Genomic DNA, 21,669 nt, shown 5'->3' on the forward strand with positions numbered 1-21,669 from the left:
CCGGTTGCCAGAATATGCAGCCAGAATGAAGCCGGTTATTCCTGATTATGAATGGATCACATACGGGGAGCGGGTCAGAAGCCGGTTATTCCTGATTATGAATGGATCACATACGGGGAGCGGGTCAGTAATGAAGCTGTTAGTTGGTGCCAGGCTTCTTTGTTGGGTTCTGGAACTGTTGGAGGAAGTTGCTGAAGCGCTGAGGATCTCAGCCAACAGCTCCTGCTTAGCTGTCCTCTGGACTGGTTTACTTTATTCAGCTCAACCTCGTTTAATCTTACAGTCACTGAGTATCTACGAAGACGATTCGGGGGTAACTTTTTTGCGGCAGGATTATTGGTAAACGAAGAAGGAAAATCATCATCGAAAATAATATTTATTTTTTTCATATCAACTCCTTTTGATATTTTTATTAATAGCATATCCATATGCTATCTGTAATGAATACCATAAAGTTCAATCATGTCAACGGGTTGGGATTGAGGTCTTTGCTTTGATCTTTCTTTTTCAACCGAAGGACAGAAAAAGCAAGGCAACTGAGCATCGCTCAGTTAGCCCTTGCTTACCACATAGAAAGGTTTTATATTTTTTTCGGAAAAAGGAGGATTAATGTCAAAGTTAGAGTGCTATGCAGTGTTTGAAGGGGGCGGTGTAAAAGGTTCAGCCTTTGCTGGCGCATTGGTGTCTGCTGAAAATGCTGAGATTAATTTCGTTGGATACGGAGGTGCTTCAGTTGGTAGTATAATTGCATTTCTTTCTTGTCTCGGTTTTACTTCAAGTGAATTAGAGTTAAGAATCAAATCACTGGATCTATCGGAGTTTTTAGATCAGGGGATAGTTAACGAAACTAACATTATTCATGAAGTAATAAGTCAAAATAAAAAAATCATTAATGATTCGGTAGGAAGTGGTATTCGAGGATCGATAACTTCAAAATTGAAAGTGATAAAAAATTCTTTCAGGCTTGATGTAATAACTTCTTGTCTCAAAATAATAGGAAAACTGAAAAGCAGATATGGTGTTCATTCTAAAGATGAGATGATAAAAATACTAATAAAATATGCCAAGGAAAAAATTTCTACTGAGTATTTAATTAAGAAAGATGGTGTAGAAACAATATCATTTAAAGATTTTTTTCACATTACTGGTAAGGATTTAAGGCTAGTTGCTACAAACTTGAATTCCAGAAGAGCTGAGAGATTTTCACATATCGACACGCCAAACCATTGTGTGTTTAAGGCTGTCGCAGCATCATCGTCATTCCCATTCTTTTATGAACCAACAATTGAAGGCGAGTCTTACCTGATCGATGGCGGAGTTTCGTGTAATCTGCCAAGTTTTTTGTTTGCAAATGAAGTTCACAAAAGATTACCTATATATGCATTTGATTTAGTTGTGGATTCTGCACCTAAAAAGAAATTTAATAATATTATAACTTATACTTGGAATATTATAACTTCATTATTAGATGCCAGTACGGAAATTATTTCCGAAGAAGTTGGTTGTATAGTTGTACCTGTAAAAATTCCGATAGGAATAAACACTTTAGATTTCAATCTAAATAGCGAGCAAATTAACTCTCTCTTTGAATCTGGAAAGGAGAGTGCAAAAAATTTTTTTGAAAATCACGATTTAACAGAGCTATCTAAAGAGGCTAATGATTCTCACAAAGTAGGAGCTTTAATATATGGTGTTTACGACGAGATATTAGCTGACTTAGCTGACAGGATTTCATTTCAAAACCTAACAGTAAATACTTGGCTTTACACATGTATCAATTCTGAGCCTAAGGAAATAATATCTTTTTCGGTAGGGTCAAACAGCGATTTTGATCCACCTCATTATCAATATTCTTTAAGTCAGCAAGGAATTGATTGTGTTGAGGCTTGGAAGAATAAAAGTATTGAATTTAAGTTTGATAATAATAAGGTTAGAGTTTGTTTTCCGATTTCAAAAAAAAATATTAAGGAGGGCGATATTCATCAGACAAAATATAATCCAATTTTAGGTGTGTTGTGTTTATCAGTTGCTTGTAATAAGTCAATTTGTAATTGGCTTAACTATAATGCTCAAAATGGACAATTTGACATTGACCAAGATTTTGTTATAATAGTAAATACGTATGTTAATTTAATCGGAATGGCAATGCTTGGTAATCAATTGGTCTTCCATGATGCCAATGGGTACAAGATTTAATTTTTTGAATCCTGAAATTCCGATGATTTATAATGGTGACCTTTGCGGATCTTAAAGGTCATCCTACCGGAGGAACTATGAGTAAAGTAATATCTTCAAATGCCTTAAATGTTGCTATCAGTAAAGGTCTTGTAAGGACCGTTGACAATTATTTTTCGAATGAGCCAGTTCAGGCCTTTAAAAGTGCGAGTAAAAGATTCAAAGCAAAATCAGAAAAACAAAATTTTGTTATTGCCAATAAAAAAGAGTGAGTGATTTAGCGAGCGTTTCTTTTACATGTGATGTGCCTACTGCTACACTTATGCCCTTTACTAAAATAATTTCATGAATTTTTATAAAAATTATAGGGCCTCAGCGCTCTTTCTTTACAAGCTTCCAGATAGTCAGCCCACCATTGCAGCATAAGTTTCCGTTCTTCCAAATGCTCCGCTTTATGTATGTATGCAGCCCGGACACTGTTGCGCTCCTGATGGCTCATTTGTCTTTCCACAGCATCTCTGGACCATAATCCCGATTCGATTAAGGCACTACATGCCATAGTCCTGAAACCATGCCCACAGACTTCTGCTTTCGTATCGTAGCCCATCGTCCTGAGTGCTTTGTTGACAGTGTTTTCACTGATAGGTTTGTCGTCCCCAGTAAAACTGATAAACATAAGTTCTTTGTCACCACTGATCGAGTGAAGCTCTTCCAAGAGTGCTTTAGCTTGTGTGCTTAGTGGAACCAGATGTGGGGTTTTCATCTTTGCCCCTCTTGCAGAATATTTTACCCCGTTCATAGGTTTTCGCTTTCCGGGAATAGTCCACAATGAGTTCTTGAGATCAACTTCTGACCAGCGGGCAAATCGTAATTCACTCGAACGGACAAAGGTCAGGAGTGTTAACTGCACTGCAATTTGAGTAATACCTTTTCCTTTATATGCTTCCAGTCTATTCATCAGTTCTGGCAATCGCTCCAAAGAAAGGGCAGGGCGATGAACACTTTTAGTGGAAACAACAGCACCAGCGAGGTCGTTTGCAGGATTCTGTTCAATCAACGCATTGTGAACGGCATACCTCATCACCGCCGTAATGCGTTGTTGTAATCGGGAAGCTAATTCATTGTGTCCTGAAGCTTCTGCTTTTTTCAAAGGAACCAATAAATCACGAGTTTTTAGCTCGCTGACATTACGTTTGCCGATGACTGGGAACACATGGGAAACAAGGCTGTTCAAAACAGTTGTTCTATGACTGTCTGACCAGGTTCTGTTACTGGTATGCCATTGTTGTGCAACTTGCTCAAATGTTAGCAAGCCTTTGCTCTCAATCTTTTCGGCTTTGCGCTTTTCACTTGGGTCAACATGGTTTGCAACGAGCTGACGGGCTTCATCTCTTCTTCGTCTGGCTTCTGACAATGAAACCTCTGGATAAACACCCAGCGCGAGAATTTTCTGTTTACCAGCGAAGCGATACTGAAAACGCCAGTACTTGGAACCACTTGTGGTGATCAGCAGGTGCATACCATTACCGTCGGTCATTTTGACTGGCTTATCAGAAGGCTTTGTATTTCTTATTTTTAACTCTGTGAGCGCCATACTAAAAACCCTCAGATGATGGTATCTGCAATATCGAACTTAACATACCAACATATGTACCAACTAAACAGAGTAGATTTTGAAATACAGTGGTGAACGTTAATGGGCTATTAACTTGAGGTAAGTGTTTGAAGTTAAAGAGTTGACTAGACTTTGAGATACTTAGGCGGGCTAACATTTGGTGTCCCCTGCAGGAATCGAACCTGCAACTAGCCCTTAGGAGGGGCTCGTTATATCCATTTAACTAAGGAGACTTAGAGCGGCTACGCTTGAAACGTTCGCCAGTGCTTCTATCTTACCGTATTTCTTCAGTTTTTTTCAAGGATTACGTTCCTGATTGCCTCGCCCTGTTCCCTGTTGTTCCGCCTTGTGGTCGCATCGTTCACCTGCCATTGTCTGCACATCGAGTGATCTGCCACCGCTGCTTCTATGACAAAATCCACCGGCCAGGTCCGGTTAGATGCATCCGGGCGCCGAAGCGGAAGCCGCTGGCCCATGACAACGCCATCTGCATTTAACGTTCAGGCCAGGCTTAATCCCATCACGGCATTTACAAACCCAGCGGCAATCAACACAAGCCCCGGCACCAGGTAGTTTCTGTCTTTCTTCAGTTATTGTTTATTCTGTACCCATTTAACCAAGTGAACTGCGGCGCGAAGAGTAACGCATTCTTGCCGCAGCTTAACCACTTACCTTACTGACCGTGCGTTTTACCCTCAGTCTTCCCGTTCTGAGGTCTCTTTTTTCTGCTGGCGCTTCGCCTCGGCAGCCGCTTTCGCTTTCGCCTTATTGCTCATATCGTTACGGATCTGCGCGTGACTGATAAGAGCAAAAATAAAGGTGCCGCCGATGATATTGCCCGCCAGCGTTGGCAGGGCGAACGGCCAGATAAACTGCTGCCACGGGATATCGCCGTTAAACACCAGGTAGAACACTTCGACTGAACCCACCACGATATGGGCCAGGTCGCCCAGCGCGACCAGCCAGGTCATCAGGATAATTATCCAGATCTTGGCTGCGCCCGCGGACGGAAACATCCAGACCATAGTGGCAATAATCCAGCCGGAGACCACCGCGTTGGCAAACATCTCGCCGGGGCTGTTTTCCATCACTTTCTGGCTGATGCTGACAAACGCACCGCGCACGGCCTCGTCAAAAATCGGCATATGATCAAAGGCCAGTGCGGCCAGCGCTGTTCCCATCAGGTTACCGCACAGTACCAGGCCCCACAGCCGCATTAACAGCAGCAGATTACTGCCGCTGGGTTTGTGCATCACCGGCAGGACGGCGGTGACGGTGTTTTCAGTAAACAGCTGCTGGCGCGCCATAATCACAATAATAAAGCCAAAGGTATAGCCCAGGTTTTCCAGCAGAAACCCGCCGGGGACATCGTGCAGGTTCACCTGGAAAATCCCTTTTGCCATCAGCGATGCTCCCATCGACAGGCCGGCGGCGATGGCGGAAAACAGCAGTGCGAGGGCATCACGCTCCAGCTCTTTTTCACCTTCCTGGCGGATCTGTTCATGGACGGCAGCCGCGCGGGAGGGCAGGGCCTCCTCATCAACCTCAATTTCCTTTCCCTGTTCGCTTTCCTCGCTTTCAACCTCGTTATTATCGTTTTGTGTGCTGTTCATTGATTTTCCCAAAAGTGATGATGTTTCAATTAAGCGTAGCGGGTATTATCTGGCGCGATGAAAATGTAACTCTGTTTAAGAAGAAGAGTAACAAAGCTTTAACCAGAGAGCAGAATTGCGCGGAAATTAACCATAATGCGCTCTATGCAGGGCAGGACGTGGCCCGGACAAGGGGTGGTCAGCTTAGGCAGACCCACAGTTTGTGGTACTATCCGCCCATCAAATTTAACACTATGTGATTTACCTCTCATGCTGGCAGCCCAAAATCTGACATGTGTTCGCGACGAGCGAACGCTCTTTAGCGATCTCAGTTTTACCGTAAATGCCGGTGATATCGTGCAGGTTGAAGGGGAAAACGGCGCGGGAAAAACCTCACTGCTGCGCATTCTGGCCGGGCTCAGTCAGCCGGAGCAGGGCGAGGTCCACTGGCAGCAGCGCAACATTCGCCAGCAGCGGGAACATTACTACGCCAGCCTGCTCTGGCTCGGCCATCTGCCGGGAATCAAAGCGGTATTAACGCCTTTTGAAAATCTTCGCTTCTGGTATGTCGATCGCCCGGAACAGGCGATCTGGCAGGCGCTTGAGCAGGTTGACCTGACGGGTTATGAGGATGTTGCGGTTGCCCAGCTGTCAGCCGGGCAGCAGCGACGCGTGGCGCTGGCCCGGCTGTGGCTCTCCTCCGCACCGCTGTGGATCCTTGACGAGCCGCTAACCGCCATTGATAAGTCCGGGGTGGAAAAGCTGATGGCGCGCTGTGTTGAACATGCCAGCCGGGGAGGGGCGGTGATCCTCACCACTCATCAGGACCTGCCTGATTCTGTCCGCAACCTGAACCGCATCCGTCTGACCTCCGGCGAGGTCCTCTGATGCTGTGGCGGGTACTGAAACGGGAGCTGCATATCGCGTTTCGCAGCGGCACGGAAATCATCAACCCCCTGTGGTTCTTTTTGATTGTCATCACCCTGTTTCCCTTGGGGATTGGGCCGGATCCACTGCTGCTGGCGCGAGTTGCTCCCGGCATTGTCTGGGTGGCAGCGCTGCTTTCATCCCTGCTGGCGCTGGAAAGGCTGTTCCGTGACGATTTTCTCGACGGTTCACTGGAACAACTGCTGCTGCTGCCCGCGCCGCTGCCGCTGACGGTGCTGGGCAAGATAGCCGCCCACTGGATGGTCACCGGCCTGCCGCTGCTGATCCTCTCTCCGCTGGTGGCGCTGCTGCTGTCGCTGGACTTTGCCACCTGGCGGGCGATGGCGCTGACGCTGCTGTTGGGTACGCCAACGCTCAGTTTCCTTGGGGCGATTGGCGTCGGGCTGACGGTGGGGCTGCGTCGCGGTGGGGTATTACTGAGTTTGCTGGTGCTGCCGTTAGCGGTACCGATACTGATTTTTGCCAGCGCCGCCATTGACGCTGCCGGGCAGGGGCTGCCAATTGATGGCTATCTGGCCATTCTCGGCGCACTGCTGGCAGGCAGTGCAACGCTGGCACCTTTTGCTACAGCGGCCGCACTGCGGGTAAGCATGCACTAACGCACTGATAAAAAAGATAAACAGGCCGGTGTACGCACGCTGTCGATGAATTAACACCAGAACGATGATTCTTTTATTGTGAGCAAAATAATAATGTGGAAATGGATACATCAACTGGGCCAGCCTGAGCGGCTGTACCGGCTATGCGGACGTTTTGTGCCGTGGTTTGCTGTGCCCTGCGCGGCGGCGCTGCTGCTGGGCTGGACCTGGGGCTTTGGTTTTGCCCCCCCGGCATCTGAGCAGGGTGATGGTTTCCGTATCATCTATATCCATGTACCGATGGCAATGTGGTCGATGGGTATCTACGCCTCAATGGCGGTGGCGGCCTTCGTCGGGCTGGTGTGGCAGTGGAAAACTGCCGACCTCGCCGCGATGGCGATGGCTCCCATCGGCGCGGTCTACACCTTTATTGCGCTGGTCACCGGGGCGGCCTGGGGCAAGCCGATGTGGGGGGCCTGGTGGAAGTGGGATGCGCGCCTGACCTCCGAGCTGGTGCTTTTGTTCCTGTATATCGGGGCGATTGCGCTGTATCACGCTTTTGAGGATCGCCGCATGGCCGGACGCGCCTCCGGGATTATGATCCTCGTCGGGGTGATTAACCTGCCGATTATTCATTATTCAGTCAAGTGGTGGAATACCCTGCACCAGGGGTCGTCCGGCGTGCTGCTGGAGGCGGTTTATCCGACGATGCGGACGCCGCTGCTGTGGTCCGTGCTGGGGGTGTGGCTGCTGTTTATCACGCTGACGCTGATGCGCTTGCGCAACCTGCTGCTACACAGCGAACGCCATCGTCCTTGGGTGGCGGCGATTGCGGCAAAAGGAGGGCGCAGCCTATGACTCCCGCTTTCGCTTCCTGGCATGATTTTTTTGCCATGGGCCACTATGCCTTTTACGTCTGGCTGGCCGTCGCCAGTACCCTGATCCCGTTGAGTATGCTGGTGCTGCACACGCTGTGGCTGCGCCGCCGTCTGCTGGCCGATATCCGCCAGCGACAGGCGCGCGAGCAGCGTATTCGTGCGGTCAAAATGAAAAACGCCGCGATCCGTGCGGCAGGAGATAAATCGTGAACCCCCGTCGTAAAAATCGCCTGATCCTGGTGACGCTGGTGCTGGTCGGACTGGGGCTGGCAACGGCGCTGGTGATGTACGCGCTGCGCTCCAACATCGACCTGTTTTATACGCCGGGTGAGGTCATCAATGGTAAGGGCGACCAGCGCGTCAAACCGGAGCCGGGCCAGCGTCTGCGCGTCGGCGGTATGGTACTGCCGGGCAGCGTGAAGCGTGACCCGAATACCTTGCAGGTTTCATTCAAACTGTATGATGCGGTCGGCACCATCAGCGTCAGCTATGAAGGTATCCTGCCGGACCTGTTCCGTGAAGGGCAGGGCGTGGTGGCGCAGGGCGTTTTACAGGACGGCAATCACGTACTGGCGAAAGAAGTGCTGGCAAAACACGATGAGAAATACACGCCGCCTGAAATTGAAGATGCGATGAAGAAAAATCACACCTCTCCGGCGGCGACCGCCGCAACCGGAGGCCAGTCATGATGCCGGAAGTTGGCAGTTTCCTGCTGTGCCTCGCGCTGGCGCTGTCGCTGCTGCTCAGCGTTTATCCTCTGTGGGGGGCTGCGCGCCAGGATCAGCGGCTGATGGGGCTGGCTCGTCCGCTGACGTACGGGCTGTTTGCCTGTATCGCCGGGGCGTTTCTTATCCTCGTTCACGCCTTTGTGGTCAATGATTTCAGCGTTGCCTACGTAGCCACCAACTCCAATACGCTGCTGCCGGTTTATTACCGTATTGCGGCTACCTGGGGGGCACACGAAGGATCGCTGCTGCTGTGGGTGCTGTTGCTCAGCGGCTGGACGCTGGCGGTGGCGCTGCTCAGCCGTGCAATGCCGCAGGATGCCATTGCCCGCGTGCTGGCCGTGATGGGGATGATCAACCTAGGGTTTCTGCTGTTTATTACCCTGACTTCAAACCCGTTTACCCGCACGCTGCCGGACTTCCCCATCGAGGGCAGCGATCTGAACCCGATGCTGCAGGATATCGGGCTGATTTTCCATCCGCCGCTGCTGTATATGGGCTACGTCGGCTTCTCTGTAGCATTTGCATTTGCCATTGCCTCACTGATGGCCGGGCGTCTCGATACCGCCTGGGCGCGCTGGTCGCGTCCGTGGACCACGGCAGCCTGGGTGTTTCTCACCATCGGCATTGTGCTCGGATCGGCCTGGGCCTATTACGAACTGGGCTGGGGGGGCTGGTGGTTCTGGGATCCGGTAGAAAACGCGTCCTTTATGCCGTGGCTGGCCGGAACCGCGCTGATCCACTCGCTGGCGGTGACGGAAAAACGCGGAACCTTTAAGGCCTGGACGGTGCTGCTGGCGATAACCGCTTTCTCTCTCAGCCTGCTGGGGACGTTCCTGGTGCGTTCCGGGGTGCTGGTGTCGGTGCACTCTTTTGCCTCCGATCCCGCGCGCGGCATGTTTATTCTCGCTTTCCTGATCATTGTCATTGGCGGGTCGCTGCTGCTGTACGCGATTAAAGGCGGTAAAGTGCGCAGCCGGGTGCAGAATGAGGCCTGGTCGCGCGAATCCTTCCTGCTGGGCAATAACGTGCTGCTGATCGCCGCGATGCTGGTGGTGCTGCTCGGCACACTGCTGCCGCTGGTGCATAAACAACTCGGCCTCGGCACCATCTCGATTGGTGAGCCGTTCTTCAATACCTTATTTACCTGGCTGATGGCACCAATGGCGCTGCTGATGGGCATCGGGCCGCTGGTTCGCTGGCGACGCGATGAGCCGCAGAAGCTGTGGAAGCGGCTGGGGCTGGCACTTGTTGTGACCCTGGCGCTGTCTATCGTGCTGCCGTGGCTGATGCAGGACCGCATAGAAGCGATGACGGTGGTGGGCCTGCTGATGGCGGTCTGGGTGATCCTGCTGACCTTAATGGAACTGCACGAGCGCGCCACGCATCGCCACCGTTTCCTGCGCGGTCTGCGCCACCTGTCGCGCAGCCACTGGGGAATGGTGCTCGGCCATCTGGGCGTCGCGGTGACGGTGATCGGCATTGCCTTCAGCCAGAACTACAGTGTCGAACGTGATGTGCGCATGAAAGAAGGCGACAGCGTGGACGTGGCGGGCTACCACTTTACCCTGCGGGGCGTGGTAAACCTGGTCGGCCCGAACTATTCCGGTAGCTCCGGGGTGATTGATGTCACCCGCAATGGTCAGCATGAGGCGACGCTGTCAGCAGAGAAACGTTTTTACAGCGCAGCACGGACTATGATGACCGAAGCGGCGATTGACGGCGGTTTCTCACGCGATCTGTACGCGGCGCTGGGTGAAGAGCTGGAAGGAAAATCCTGGGCAGTTCGCCTCTATTACAAACCCTTTGTGCGCTGGATCTGGTTTGGCGGCGTGTTTATGGCACTCGGCGGGGTACTGTGCCTGCTGGATCCCCGCTACCGTTCACGCAAAAAAGCGCAAAAGGTGCCAGCATGAATAAGAAAATCCTTTATATTCCGTTGATTCTGTTCTTGCTGCTGGCTGCGGCCCTGCTGTGGCAGCTGAGCCGTAATGCAAACGGTGACGATCCGACCCGGCTGGAATCTGCCCTGGTGGGCAAGCCGGTGCCGATCTTTACGCTGGAGTCGCTGGACCAGCCGGGTAAAACCTTCAATCAGTCGGTACTTAACGACGGTAAACCGATTCTGCTGAACGTCTGGGCTACCTGGTGCCCGACCTGCCGCGCCGAACACCAGTATCTGAATACGCTGGCCGCGCAGGGTGTGCGCGTGGTCGGGCTTAATTACAAAGACGATCGTCAGAAAGCCATCGCCTGGCTGAACAGCCTGGGTAACCCGTACGCCCTGAGCCTGTATGACGGTGATGGCATGCTGGGGCTGGATCTGGGCGTATATGGTGCCCCGGAAACCTTCCTGATCGACGGCCACGGCATTATCCGCTATCGCCATGCCGGGGATATGAACGATCGGGTGTGGAATGAGGAAGTGAAACCGCTGTGGCAAAAATACAGTCAGGAGGCGGGATCGTGAAAGCTTATCTGATGCTGCTGGCGCTGATGCTGTTCAGCGCGGGCGTGCAGGCTGACAATATCGATACGTACGCGTTCGCCTCGGTGGACCAGGAGCAGCAGTACCGCCAGCTTACCGCCTCGTTGCGTTGCCCTAAATGTCAGAACAACAGCATTGCTGATTCTAACGCGATGATTGCCGGCGATATGCGACTGAAAGTCTATCAACTGCTGCAGGCCGGGCAGACGCCGGAGCAGGTGAAAGCCTACATGGTGGCGCGCTACGGTAATTTTGTCTCCTATCAGCCGCCGGTCACGCCGTCAACGCTGATCCTCTGGGCCGGTCCGGCGCTGTTTGTCATTATCGGTGCGGCGGTCATTATTCTGCGCAGCCGCAAACGGAGCGGGCGCGTCGAGCTGGATGCTGAACAGCAGCAGCGGCTGGATGCACTATTGAAAGATGACGGGAAGCAACCATGAGCACACTTTTTCTGACGATCCTGCTGCTGCTGGGAGCAACCTGTACGCTGCTGCTGCTGGCGGGTCGCCGCCGCAGTGGCGACAGCACAACTGACCGCGACCAGCTGAATCAGACCTTCTATCATCAGCGCCTGCGTGAGCTGGAAGAGGATGAAGGGCAGGGCGTGGTGGCCGATCGTCCTGAGATGGTGCGTGAGCTTCAGGAAACGCTGCTGCTGGATATTCCGCAAGTGCCGCCGCGCCCCGTGCGCCACTCCAGCCGCTGGGTGTTACTGCCTGGCGTGATGATACTGGTGCTGGTGAGTCTTGGTTTTTATCTTAAGACCGGCGGGTTGCAGCAGGTGATGGGCTGGCAGCGTGTCCAGAATGAGCTGCCCGCGCTGCGGGCGCAGGTGATGGATCCGCAAGCGCGGCCGCTCAGTATGGAACAGCTGGCGCGCCTGGCGCTGGGTATTCGCAGTCAATTACAAACTGACCCCGCCCGTCTTGATAACTGGAAAATGCTCGGGCGTCTTGGCATGGTGCTGAACAATGCGGCGATGGCCAGCCAGGCATTCCGCCATGCGCTACAGCTGGCACCGGGCGATCTGGATGCGAAAATCAGTTACGCTGACGTGCTGACCCGCTCTAACGACCCGCAGGATAACCGTGAAGCGTTGCTGATGCTGAAGCCGATGGCGGTGCAGTATGCCACCAATTTGCAGGTGCTCGGGCTGTTAGCTTTCAATGCTTATAATCAGCAGGATTATGCGCAGGCGATTGAATCATGGAATAAGATGTTATCGCTGCTCCCTGCCGGGGACCATCGTGTGACGATGATACAGCGCAGCATTGAGCAGGCGAAAAGTGAGTCAGGTAGAGACAACAGCCATCTGGCGTTAACGATTACCCTCTCTTCTGAGGCAGAAAAAATGTTACCCAAGGACGGAGTGTTGTATATTTCTGTGTCTGACGGTATTTCACAGGTTCCTGTAGCCGTGAAAAAGATCCCGTTGAGCCATTTTCCTTTATCGATCACGCTGGATGACAGCACTGCTATGATGCCTGACCGGCTTTTATCCGCGCAACATCAGGTGCAGGTTCGCGTGCGAATATCACGCGACGGCAGCGCATATCCTTCTCCCGGTGACTGGTACGGGTTGAGTGAGATAACGCCATTTGCCGGTCAACAGCAGCTTGCCGTTGAAATTAATCGACATTAGCGGGCGATAATCTTTAAAACAGTACAGGGAGAAAACTATGAATTACCGTCTGACGGGCTTAGTACTGGCGAGCGTACTGATGGTGGGATGTGCCAGTTCTGAGACGGCTGATAAGCCCCAGGGGCATGCCGATCCTCTGGAAGGCTTCAACCGTTCCATGTTTAACTTTAACTACAACGTACTGGACCCGTATGTGCTGCGTCCGGTGGCCGTGGCCTGGCGTGACTATGTTCCGCAGCCCGCGCGTAACGGAATGGGTAACTTCTTCAGTAACCTGAATGAACCCTCTTCAATGGTGAACTACTTTATTGAAGGGAACCCGTACAAGGCGATGGTGCATTTTAACCGCTTCTTCCTGAACACCCTGCTGGGTATGGGGGGGCTGATTGACGTGGCGTCGATGGCCAACCCGAAGCTGGCGAAAGAAGAGCCCCGTGCTTTCGGCAGTACGCTAGGACACTACGGTGTGGGTTACGGTACCTACGTGGAAGTCCCGGCTTACGGTGGCTTTACGCCGCGTGAAGATCTGGGTGGCCTGGTTGATGATGTCTATCCACCGCTGCTATGGCTGACCTGGTGGATGTCGGCGGGTAAATGGGCGCTGGAAGGGATTGAAACCCGTGCTCAGCTGCTGGATTCCGATGCGATACTGAAAAATTCAAACGATCCTTACGCCTTTGTGCGTGCGGCTTATTTCCAGCATCATGATTTCCTTGCGAGTGACGGTAAATTGATTCCGCAGGAAAACCCTAACGCCGCAGCGATTAAAAATGACCTGGGCGATATTGATTCCGAATAATACGCACCACGTTCATTAGACTTGTTATATGCGTTGCGATATTTTCCAGAAAATAAAAAACCCCACCGGAGTGGGGTTTTTTTTATGCCAGCATAAAACTCAGAACTTATAGTTGAAGCTCGCGCCATACAGCCAGGCCTTGCCTTCAGAATTGAAGGTATAAGGCGTCGCCTGCCCGTTTCGCGCAGTGGCGATCGGATCGTTGCCTTCTTTAACGGTAACTTTCTTCCCGTGCATATATGAGATGCCCAGATCGATGGAGGCGTCCTTATTAAAGGCGTACGAAGTACCGGCACTCAGCCATAAACGATCCTGATCGGGAATCGAGATAGAACGTTTATCTGCCGGGACCGGGCTGTCATCGAAGGCAATACCGGTACGGAAGGTCCAGTTATCATCGTAGTAGTAGCTGGTACCCAGCGCGATGCGGTAAGCATCACGGAAGCTTTCATCTTTATAGAACAGCTCCTGACCGTTGCTGCCAGTGGCTTTCAGCTCCTGGAACTGGCTCCAGCTGGTGTAGGCCATGCTGTAGTGGACCGCCCACTGCGGTGCGACTTTGTGGAAGCCGGAAATTTCCCACATTTCTGGCAGGTTCAGTGACAGCGAGCCAGGGATAGTGTTGCCGCTGGTGCCGACCGGCAGGCCGAACTGGCTGCCAATGGGGTTAAACGCGACCGGAATATTGCTGCGGTAGTCACCGTCGAAATCGATCTTCACTTCGGAGCGGTAGGTCAGACCAAAGCGGTTCTTGTCATCCACTTCATACAGAATACCTGCATTCCAGCCGTAGCCCCATTCATCGCCTTTCAGATGGGCAATCTGAGTGTTGGCGGGTGCAGCAGGCAGGCCCGCTGCGGGTAAAAAGGAACCCAGCTCACCAATCGTACGTTCGATTTTCGCTTTCGCATAGACGGCGTCGAAGCCGACACCAAAGCTGAAGTGCTGGTTGAGACGGTAGGCCGTGCTCAGGTTCAGGTTCACCGTCATCAGGTCGGTTTTACCGGCAAACGGGCCACCGGCATAGCCGTCGTTAAATTCTGTCGCCAGACCGTAATTACTGGTGGCGGAAGCACCAATCCACCACTGATCGTTCAGTGGCTGAACGTAATGAATATTCGGCACCCACTGCGCCGGGGCAATATTATCAGCATTAAGACTGTTGCCTGCGCCAGAGCGTCCCTCAATATTCACGTCGGGATCGATAAATACCGCGCCAATGGAAAACATCGGACGGTCCATTAATGCCATCGTTGCCGGGTTGCGGCTGGCGGATGCCGCGGAATCACCCATGGCGCCTTCACCGGCATAGGCACGGCCCAGACCAATGGTAGAAAATTCGTTCAGTTGAAAGCCAGCCGAGAAAGCATTAGAAGAAACAAGCGCCACTGCTGCTGCGAGTGCAGACTTAGCAAACAGGTTTTTATGGTTCATAACCACAACCTCATTATCTGATTTTTTATTTAAGCTCTGTTACTTAACGTAACAAGGGATCGCGGATTCTAGTGACTGACAGACAACGAACAAATCAGACCAGTGGCGCAAGTATAGGTCCGACCTGTGTATATGTTGCAATAATGTTTTTTAAATATTTCTAAAATGATGACGAAAAAGAGATCTGGCTAACAAAAACCTGACAGTCGTGATTTTTATGTCAGCAGCGGAATTGTTTTGGATCAAATAATAGTGTGATTTTCATCACTCAACGCGCTGTTTCCCGGTCATGGCTGGAGCTGAAATAAGGTCGGGCGTAAACTGACGCCAGTCTAAATTAATCTGCCACCCGAAAAGGGAGCAACCCGGAGGAACTATGACCGACGCGATTAACCGCTGTAATGCCAGTGAAACCGCAGCCTGCTGCTGTGTTGATGTGGGGACCGTGCTGGATAACACGGACTGTACTGCCAGCTACAGCCACACGTTTGAGCGCCGCGATCTGGCCGAAGCGATGTTGCGTACGTTAAGCGATAAAGCGCGTGCGGTGGAGTCCGAACCTTGCGTTATCGAAAGTCGTTTCACTGAAACATCCCAGGGGGTACAGCTGGAGTGTGACTTCACCTTTACCTGTCAGGCGGAAACCATGATCTTCCAGCTCGGCCTGCGTTAATCTCTCCGTGGAGGGGTTACCCTCCACCAGAATCGTGTTTCTTCTCGCATTTTTATCTTCCTGCTGTAGCGCCCACCGTTATTCTGGTTAACACTGATCAGGTCAGACCTCTTGGCAATGATGCCGTCTAACAAACGATATTCGACCTGATTTTTACCGTGGCTGACCTCTTCGCCTGGTAAAGCCAGGCGGGTAGAAAGGTGAGAATAATGAGCAAGGCGTTACCGTTGCTGACTCGTCAGGGTGACCGCATCGCGATTACCCACGGGCTGCGCACTCCGTTTGCCCGTCAGGCAACCGCATTTCACGGCGTTCCTGCATTGGAACTCGGCCGTATGGTGGTCAGCGAACTGCTGGCCCGCAGCGATATTCCCGTTGAAATGATTCAACAGCTGGTGTTTGGCCAGGTCGTGCAGATGCCGGAAGCGCCTAATATTGCCCGTGAAATCGTGCTGGCCAGCGGACTGAGCGTTAACACCGACGCCTACAGCGTCAGCCGCGCCTGCGCCACCAGTTTTCAGGCGGTGGCCAATGTCACCGAGAGCCTGCTGGCAGGGACGATTCAGGCCGGGATTGCCGGAGGCGCGGACTCCTCGTCGGTGCTGCCGATTGGCGTCAGTAAAACGCTGGCGCGCATGCTGGTCGACCTGAGTAAAGCGCGAACCCTGCCGCAAAAGCTCAGGCTGTTCAGCCAGCTGCGCCCACGCGACCTGTTGCCGGTACCTCCCGCCGTGGCAGAATATTCGACCGGGCTGCGCATGGGCGACACCGCCGAGCAGATGGCAAAAAGTCACGGCATTACGCGCGAACAGCAGGATGCGCTGGCACATCGTTCACATCAGCATGCGGCCAGAGCCTGGCAGCAGGGCCTGCTGAATGATGAAGTGATGACGGCCTATACCCCACCGTGGAAAAAACCCTTCATACAGGATAACAGCGTTCGTACTGATTCGCGGCTGGAGGATTATGCCCGCCTGCGCCCGGCATTTGACCGCAGGCACGGTACGGTCACGGCGGCAAACAGTACGCCACTGACGGACGGTGCTGCCGCCGTTGTTCTGATGACTGAATCCCGCGCCAGAGAACTGGGTATGGTGCCGCTGGGCTATCTGCGCAGCTACGCCTTCACCGCGATTGATGTGCGTCAGGACATGCTGCTCGGCCCGGCCTATGCTTCGCCGCTGGCGCTGGACCGCGCCGGCATCACCCTGGGCGACCTCACCCTGATTGATATGCATGAAGCCTTTGCGGCACAGACGCTGGCAAACCTGAAGATGTTTGCCGATGAACGTTTCGCCCGCGACGTGCTGAACCGGCCACATGCCCTGGGCGAGGTGAATCAGGAGCAGTTCAACGTGCTGGGCGGTTCCATCGCCTATGGTCACCCGTTTGCAGCCACCGGGGCGCGGATGATTACCCAGACGCTGAACGAACTGCGGCGGCGCGGCGGCGGTCTTGGGCTGGTCACGGCCTGTGCGGCCGGTGGCCTGGGTGCAGCAATGGTTCTGGAGGCTGAATAATGGATTTGCAAACCGCATTTACGCTCACCATGCGTCTGGATAACGTCGGCGTCATCACTATCGATGTCCCGGATGAGAAAATGAATACCCTGAAAGAGGCGTTTGCCGGGCAAATCCGTGCGGTGCTGAAACAGGCGCGGGCCAATCCGCAGCTTGCCGGGCTGGTGATCATTTCGGGTAAGCCGGACTCCTTTATCGCCGGGGCCGATATCAGCATGATCGCGGCCTGTGACACCGCCGCGCAGGCAGAAGCGCTGGCGCTGGCGGGGCAGTCCGTCATGGACGAGATCGAGGCGCTGCCTGTGACGGTGGTCGCTGCCATTCACGGTGCCTGTCTGGGCGGCGGGCTGGAGCTGGCGCTGGCCTGCCACCGTCGGGTGTGTACGCTGGATGATAAAACCCGCCTTGGCTTGCCTGAGGTGCAGCTTGGGCTGTTGCCGGGGTCGGGAGGTACGCAGCGCCTGCCGCGCCTGACGGGTGCGTCTACGGCGCTGGATATGATCCTGACGGGGAAAACGCTGCGTGCGCGTGCGGCCCTGAAATGCGGGCTGGTGGACGACGCCGTGCCGCACAGTATTCTGCTGGAGACAGCGGTACGCCTGGCGCTGAAACCGCGCAGCGCGAAAAAACCGCTGCCTCTGCGTGAACGGCTGTTAACCGGACCGGCAGGGCGGGCGATTTTGTTTGCGCTGGCAAAGCGCCAGACGCAGGCGAAAACGCACGGCAACTACCCGGCGACGGCAAAAATCATTCATGTGGTACGCTGCGGGCTGGAGCAGGGCAGCGGCAGCGGCTATGTCGCCGAAGCGCAGGCATTTGGTGAACTGGCAATGACGCCGCAGTCTGCTGCCCTGCGAAGTCTGTTCTTTGCCACCACGGCGCTGAAGAAAGATCCCGGTGCCAGTGCGACACCGCGCGAACTTAAACGTATCGGCGTACTGGGTGGCGGGCTGATGGGGGGCGGTATCGCCTGTGTCACTGCCACCCGTGCCGGACTCCCGGTGCGCATCAAAGACGTGAACCCGGAGGGGATCAACCGGGCGCTGAAAACCAGCTGGCAGCTGCTGAGCCGTGGGGTGAAACGCCGTCGTCTGAGCCGCGCAGAGCGTCAGCAGCAGATGGCATTAATCAGCGGCAGCACCGATTATCAGGGCTTCCGGCAGCGCGATATGGTCATTGAAGCGGTGTTTGAAGACCTGGCGCTGAAACAAAAAATGGTGGCAGAAATTGAGGCGCACTGTTCCCCGCATACCCTGTTTGCCTCCAATACTTCCTCGCTGCCGATTGCGGATATTGCCGCCGGGGCGCAGCGACCTGAAAATATTATTGGTCTGCACTACTTCAGCCCGCCGGAGAAAATGCCGCTGGTCGAGGTGATCCCGCATGCGGGAACGGCGGCGGAAACGGTGGCAACGGCGGTTGCCCTGGCAAAAAAACAGGGAAAAACCCCGATTGTGGTGGCTGACCGGGCAGGATTCTATGTTAACCGTATTCTGGCTCCGTATATGATTGAGGCGATGCACTGCCTGCTGGAAGGAGAGCCGGTGGAGTTAATCGACCGGGCGCTGGTGCAGTTTGGTTTCCCGGTTGGCCCGGTGCAGCTGCTGGACGAGGTCGGCATTGATGTCGGCACCCATATCATGCCGGTTCTGCAAAAGGCCTGGGGGGAACGCTTTGCGCTGCCCGCCGCGCTGGATGCGGTGCTCAAAGACGATCGTAAGGGGCGTAAAAATGGCCGGGGCTTCTATCTCTACCCGCAGGAGGGGCGCAAAAAGCAGGTCGACAGTTCCATCTACCGTCTGCTTAATATCAGCGCGAAACACCACCTGAGCGCACAGAATGTCTCTCAGCGCTGTGTGATGATGTTGCTAAATGAGGCTGCGCGCACGCTGGATGAGCAGGTGATCGGCAGCGCTCGTGATGGTGATATCGGTGCCGTCTTTGGTATTGGTTTCCCTCCGTTCCTGGGGGGGCCGTTCCGCTATATGGATCGGTACGGCATTGCAGAGGTGGTGAAAAGTTTAGAGCAGCTCATGCAGAGCCACGGGCCGCGATTTAGCCCCTGTGAACGTCTGAGAAAAATGGCTGATACCGGGGAAACCTTCTACACACCGGAAGTTAAGCTGAATAGTCGCACTGATTCAGCGGGTTAGTCTGGCGGGGGAGTGAATGCTTTTTGCAGGATAATCTGCAGGGCGCTCACTAAGTAAACAATCGGTTGACTATACTCAAGGCATTGGGGTACAACACAGCGTTCATTCTCTGGATGAAGAGTCGGATGGCGTTGTCCCCCGGCGTTTTTGTTTAACAACAGCGGTGTTATATGCAAGTTTTCATTATGCGTCACGGCGATGCAGCGTTAGATGCAGCAAGCGATTCTGTCAGACCTCTGACGCATTGCGGCTGTGATGAGTCTCGCCAGATGGCGACATGGCTTAACAGCCAGTCAGTGGATATTGAGCGGGTTCTGGTTAGCCCTTATCTGCGGGCGCGGCAAACACTGAACACGGTTCGTGAAGTGCTGCCCCTGCCCGACGGCGAGGACGTTCTGCCGGAGCTGACACCCGGCGGCGACCCTGGTTTAGTAGCCTGCTACCTGCAGGTGCTGGCGAACGAAGGGGTGAAATCCGCGCTGGTGATTTCTCACCTGCCGCTGGTGGGCTATCTGGTGGCCGAACTGTGTCCGCAGGAAGCGCCGCCGATGTTTGCCACCTCTGCGATTGCCTGTGTGGACTTCGATGCCGAGAACGCAGCGGGCAAGCTGGAATGGCAGGTTTCCCCGGCCAAACTCGCCAAAGCCATGTGATTTATCACCGCCGTGCCGACCCTCTTTTTTGGTTGGCTCGTCCGGATGATGTGCAATGCCCTGCGGGCGGACCGAAATAACGGGTCCGCCCCGGCAAATATTGAAACTCTGCCTTAAATATCCGGCGGTAACCACTCTTCAATCTCAATCAGCACCAGCAGAGCCGCGTCTCCGCCGAACAATTTGGGTGCCTGATGAAAAGCCATCACCTGCGGGTGCTGGGCGAGCCACAGCGGGGTCTGCTGTTTAAGAATATGTTTACCGTGGCCGTGCATCACGCTGGCGCAGAAGATATGTTCACGACGGCAGGCGGCAATCAGTGCACCGAGCTCTTCTTTCGCCTGTTTCTGGGTTAATCCGTGCAGGTCGAGAAAAATTTCCGGACTGTAATCGCCGCGCCGCAGTTTTTTCAATTCATAATGGTCAACATCTGCGCGGACGTAGCGCACCGCACCTTCCGTCGCCAGCAGCGGCTGAAATTCATCCGAAAAATAGTGGCTGTTGTCCATCTGCTCTGACAGCAGGCGTTTCTGCGGCACTTCACTGATTTTTTTACGTGGCGGCTTGTGGACAATGGTGTCCTGCGTCAGCTTGCGCGTACCGGTCATCAGCCCGCGAAACAGCGCCTTGTCTTCCGCATTCAGATTCTCTTTTTTACTCATTATCTGCGATCGCTATGTTTGCGGTTAGGCGATGGTGACCAGGCAAAAGGTCACTCCATCAAATTTTAGCCGTCAGTCTACCTGTTCCACGGCGGCGGCTGAAACAAATCTCAGCTTTTTCACCCCCTCGCGCTGAATTATCTCAAGCTTCGTGGCAAACTAACGGCCGGGTATAACAGAACGGCCTGCGGAGGGCACTTTGGACAAAATTTTCGTCGATGAAGCAGTCAATGAACTGCACACTATTCAGGATATGTTGCGCTGGTCGGTCAGCCGCTTTTCTGCTGCTGATATCTGGTATGGCCACGGCACCGACAACCCCTGGGACGAAGCCGTTCAACTGGTGCTACCGACCCTCTATCTGCCGCTGGATATTCCGGAAGATATGCGAAACGCGCGTCTGACCTCCAGCGAGCGTCATCGCATCGTTGAGCGCGTCATCCGCCGCATCAATGAACGTATCCCGGTCGCTTACCTCACTAACAAAGCCTGGTTCTGCGGCCATGAGTTCTATGTTGATGAGCGCGTGCTGGTGCCGCGCTCGCCGATCGGTGAGCTGATTAACAGTCACTTTGACGGCATCATCAGTCACGATCCGCAGCACATTCTGGATATGTGTACCGGCAGCGGCTGTATCGCTATCGCCTGTGCGTACGCCTTCCCGGAGGCGGAAGTCGATGCGGTTGACATCTCTGTTGACGCGCTGGCAGTGACCGAGCAGAACATCGGCGCACACGGTCTGGATCACCACGTAACGCCAATCCGTGCCGACCTGTTCCGCGAGCTGCCGAAAACCCAGTACGACCTGATTGTCACTAATCCGCCTTATGTGGATGCGGATGACATGGACGATCTGCCTAACGAGTATCGCCATGAGCCGGAACTCGGCCTGGCAGCAGGCCGCGATGGCCTTAAGCTGGTGCGCCGCATCCTGGCCTGCGCCCCTGACTATCTCAGCGAGCAGGGTGTGCTGATTTGCGAAGTGGGTAACAGCATGGTGCACATGATGGATCAGTACCCGGATGTGCCTTTCACCTGGCTGGAGTTCGATAACGGTGGCGACGGCGTATTTATGCTGACGAAACAGCAGATTATCGATGCGCAACATCATTTTAAAATCTATAAAGACTGATG

At 53.6% G+C, this 21,669-nt stretch carries 22 protein-coding genes and 1 tRNA gene; 18 read left to right on the top strand and 5 right to left on the bottom strand.

The window, feature by feature from the left end:
* The 3 genes from ABEH87_RS00005 to ABEH87_RS00015 all read left to right on the top strand — a co-directional run.
* Positions 1-343, top strand: a 343-nt coding sequence (locus ABEH87_RS00005; protein WP_346572746.1) for a hypothetical protein, incomplete at its 5' end; no start/stop codon positions are given.
* Positions 344-609: 266 nt separating this feature from the next.
* Positions 610-2,196: a patatin-like phospholipase family protein gene (locus ABEH87_RS00010; RefSeq protein WP_346572747.1), complete on the top strand. Its 1,587-nt coding sequence runs from the start codon at positions 610-612 to the stop codon at positions 2,194-2,196.
* 77 nt (positions 2,197-2,273) lie between these two features.
* The gene (locus ABEH87_RS00015) at positions 2,274-2,447 is read left to right on the top strand and encodes a hypothetical protein (RefSeq protein ID WP_346572749.1); all 174 of its coding nucleotides are present in this window, start codon (positions 2,274-2,276) and stop codon (positions 2,445-2,447) included.
* Positions 2,448-2,518: 71 nt separating this feature from the next.
* Here the strand turns inward: ABEH87_RS00015 and ABEH87_RS00020 are convergent, their stop codons facing one another.
* The 3 genes from ABEH87_RS00020 to ABEH87_RS00030 form a co-directional block, all read right to left on the bottom strand.
* On the bottom strand, positions 2,519-3,769 hold the full coding sequence (locus ABEH87_RS00020; RefSeq protein ID WP_346572751.1) for an integrase arm-type DNA-binding domain-containing protein: 1,251 nt from the start codon (positions 3,767-3,769) through the stop codon (positions 2,519-2,521).
* 179 nt (positions 3,770-3,948) lie between these two features.
* Positions 3,949-4,023: transfer RNA gene (locus ABEH87_RS00025), tRNA-Arg, on the bottom strand.
* A gap of 462 nt (positions 4,024-4,485) precedes the next feature.
* Positions 4,486-5,403, bottom strand: coding sequence for a formate/nitrite transporter family protein (locus ABEH87_RS00030; protein ID WP_346572753.1), 918 nt, complete (start codon positions 5,401-5,403; stop codon positions 4,486-4,488).
* A gap of 249 nt (positions 5,404-5,652) precedes the next feature.
* On the opposite strand from ABEH87_RS00030, the gene ccmA reads away from it, so the two are divergent.
* From ccmA to mlaA, 10 genes are all read left to right on the top strand, one after another.
* Positions 5,653-6,270, top strand: a complete 618-nt coding sequence (ccmA, locus tag ABEH87_RS00035) for a cytochrome c biogenesis heme-transporting ATPase CcmA (RefSeq protein ID WP_346572755.1) — start codon at positions 5,653-5,655, stop codon at positions 6,268-6,270.
* Complete coding sequence (ccmB, locus tag ABEH87_RS00040) at positions 6,270-6,929, top strand: heme exporter protein CcmB (RefSeq protein WP_346572757.1); 660 nt, start codon at positions 6,270-6,272, stop codon at positions 6,927-6,929. The genes ccmA and ccmB overlap by 1 nt, the downstream gene beginning before the upstream one ends.
* A 93-nt stretch (positions 6,930-7,022) precedes the next feature.
* Positions 7,023-7,766, top strand: coding sequence for a heme ABC transporter permease (locus tag ABEH87_RS00045; RefSeq protein WP_346572759.1), 744 nt, complete (start codon positions 7,023-7,025; stop codon positions 7,764-7,766).
* Entirely contained in the window at positions 7,763-7,996 is a 234-nt protein-coding gene (gene ccmD, locus ABEH87_RS00050) for a heme exporter protein CcmD (RefSeq protein ID WP_346572761.1), read from the top strand. Before ABEH87_RS00045 ends, ccmD begins: the two co-directional genes overlap by 4 nt.
* Positions 7,993-8,475, top strand: coding sequence for a cytochrome c maturation protein CcmE (gene ccmE, locus ABEH87_RS00055; RefSeq protein WP_346572762.1), 483 nt, complete (start codon positions 7,993-7,995; stop codon positions 8,473-8,475). The genes ccmD and ccmE overlap by 4 nt, the downstream gene beginning before the upstream one ends.
* Positions 8,472-10,427, top strand: a complete 1,956-nt coding sequence (locus ABEH87_RS00060; RefSeq protein WP_346572764.1) for a heme lyase CcmF/NrfE family subunit — start codon at positions 8,472-8,474, stop codon at positions 10,425-10,427. Before ccmE ends, ABEH87_RS00060 begins: the two co-directional genes overlap by 4 nt.
* Positions 10,424-10,981 (top strand): DsbE family thiol:disulfide interchange protein, encoded by a 558-nt coding sequence (locus tag ABEH87_RS00065; RefSeq protein WP_346572766.1) that lies wholly within the window; start codon positions 10,424-10,426, stop codon positions 10,979-10,981. The genes ABEH87_RS00060 and ABEH87_RS00065 overlap by 4 nt, the downstream gene beginning before the upstream one ends.
* On the top strand, positions 10,978-11,439 hold the full coding sequence (locus tag ABEH87_RS00070) for a cytochrome c-type biogenesis protein (RefSeq protein ID WP_346572768.1): 462 nt from the start codon (positions 10,978-10,980) through the stop codon (positions 11,437-11,439). Before ABEH87_RS00065 ends, ABEH87_RS00070 begins: the two co-directional genes overlap by 4 nt.
* Positions 11,436-12,641 (top strand): c-type cytochrome biogenesis protein CcmI, encoded by a 1,206-nt coding sequence (gene ccmI / locus ABEH87_RS00075; RefSeq protein WP_346572770.1) that lies wholly within the window; start codon positions 11,436-11,438, stop codon positions 12,639-12,641. Before ABEH87_RS00070 ends, ccmI begins: the two co-directional genes overlap by 4 nt.
* A 37-nt stretch (positions 12,642-12,678) precedes the next feature.
* Positions 12,679-13,440, top strand: coding sequence for a phospholipid-binding lipoprotein MlaA (gene mlaA, locus ABEH87_RS00080; RefSeq protein WP_346572772.1), 762 nt, complete (start codon positions 12,679-12,681; stop codon positions 13,438-13,440).
* A 99-nt stretch (positions 13,441-13,539) separates the two neighbouring features.
* Here the strand turns inward: mlaA and fadL are convergent, their stop codons facing one another.
* Positions 13,540-14,874 (bottom strand): long-chain fatty acid transporter FadL, encoded by a 1,335-nt coding sequence (fadL, locus tag ABEH87_RS00085; protein WP_346572774.1) that lies wholly within the window; start codon positions 14,872-14,874, stop codon positions 13,540-13,542.
* 376 nt (positions 14,875-15,250) lie between these two features.
* Here fadL and ABEH87_RS00090 point away from each other — a divergent pair, with 376 nt between their 5' ends.
* The 4 genes from ABEH87_RS00090 (at position 15,251) to sixA (ending at position 19,873) form a co-directional block, all read left to right on the top strand.
* Positions 15,251-15,547 (top strand): YfcZ/YiiS family protein, encoded by a 297-nt coding sequence (locus ABEH87_RS00090; RefSeq protein WP_346572776.1) that lies wholly within the window; start codon positions 15,251-15,253, stop codon positions 15,545-15,547.
* Between the two features lie 209 nt (positions 15,548-15,756).
* A complete protein-coding gene (gene fadI, locus ABEH87_RS00095) occupies positions 15,757-17,067 on the top strand; it encodes an acetyl-CoA C-acyltransferase FadI (protein ID WP_346572778.1) in 1,311 nt (436 codons plus the stop codon).
* Positions 17,067-19,220: a fatty acid oxidation complex subunit alpha FadJ gene (gene fadJ / locus ABEH87_RS00100; protein WP_346572779.1), complete on the top strand. Its 2,154-nt coding sequence runs from the start codon at positions 17,067-17,069 to the stop codon at positions 19,218-19,220. Before fadI ends, fadJ begins: the two co-directional genes overlap by 1 nt.
* A 170-nt stretch (positions 19,221-19,390) precedes the next feature.
* Positions 19,391-19,873 carry a phosphohistidine phosphatase SixA gene (sixA, locus tag ABEH87_RS00105; RefSeq protein WP_346572781.1) on the top strand — a complete coding sequence of 161 codons (483 nt, stop codon included), beginning with the start codon at positions 19,391-19,393 and terminating at the stop codon, positions 19,871-19,873.
* 113 nt (positions 19,874-19,986) lie between these two features.
* Here sixA and smrB read toward each other — a convergent pair whose 3' ends face one another.
* Positions 19,987-20,535, bottom strand: a complete 549-nt coding sequence (gene smrB / locus ABEH87_RS00110; protein WP_346572783.1) for an endonuclease SmrB — start codon at positions 20,533-20,535, stop codon at positions 19,987-19,989.
* Positions 20,536-20,734: 199 nt separating this feature from the next.
* Between smrB and prmB the strand changes: the two genes are divergently transcribed.
* Positions 20,735-21,667, top strand: coding sequence for a 50S ribosomal protein L3 N(5)-glutamine methyltransferase (prmB, locus tag ABEH87_RS00115; RefSeq protein ID WP_346572785.1), 933 nt, complete (start codon positions 20,735-20,737; stop codon positions 21,665-21,667).
* The last annotated feature ends 2 nt before the right edge of the window (positions 21,668-21,669 follow it).

Source organism: Erwinia sp. Eh17-17, from assembly GCF_039675725.1.
In the GTDB taxonomy this organism is placed as follows: Bacteria; Pseudomonadota; Gammaproteobacteria; order Enterobacterales; family Enterobacteriaceae; genus Erwinia.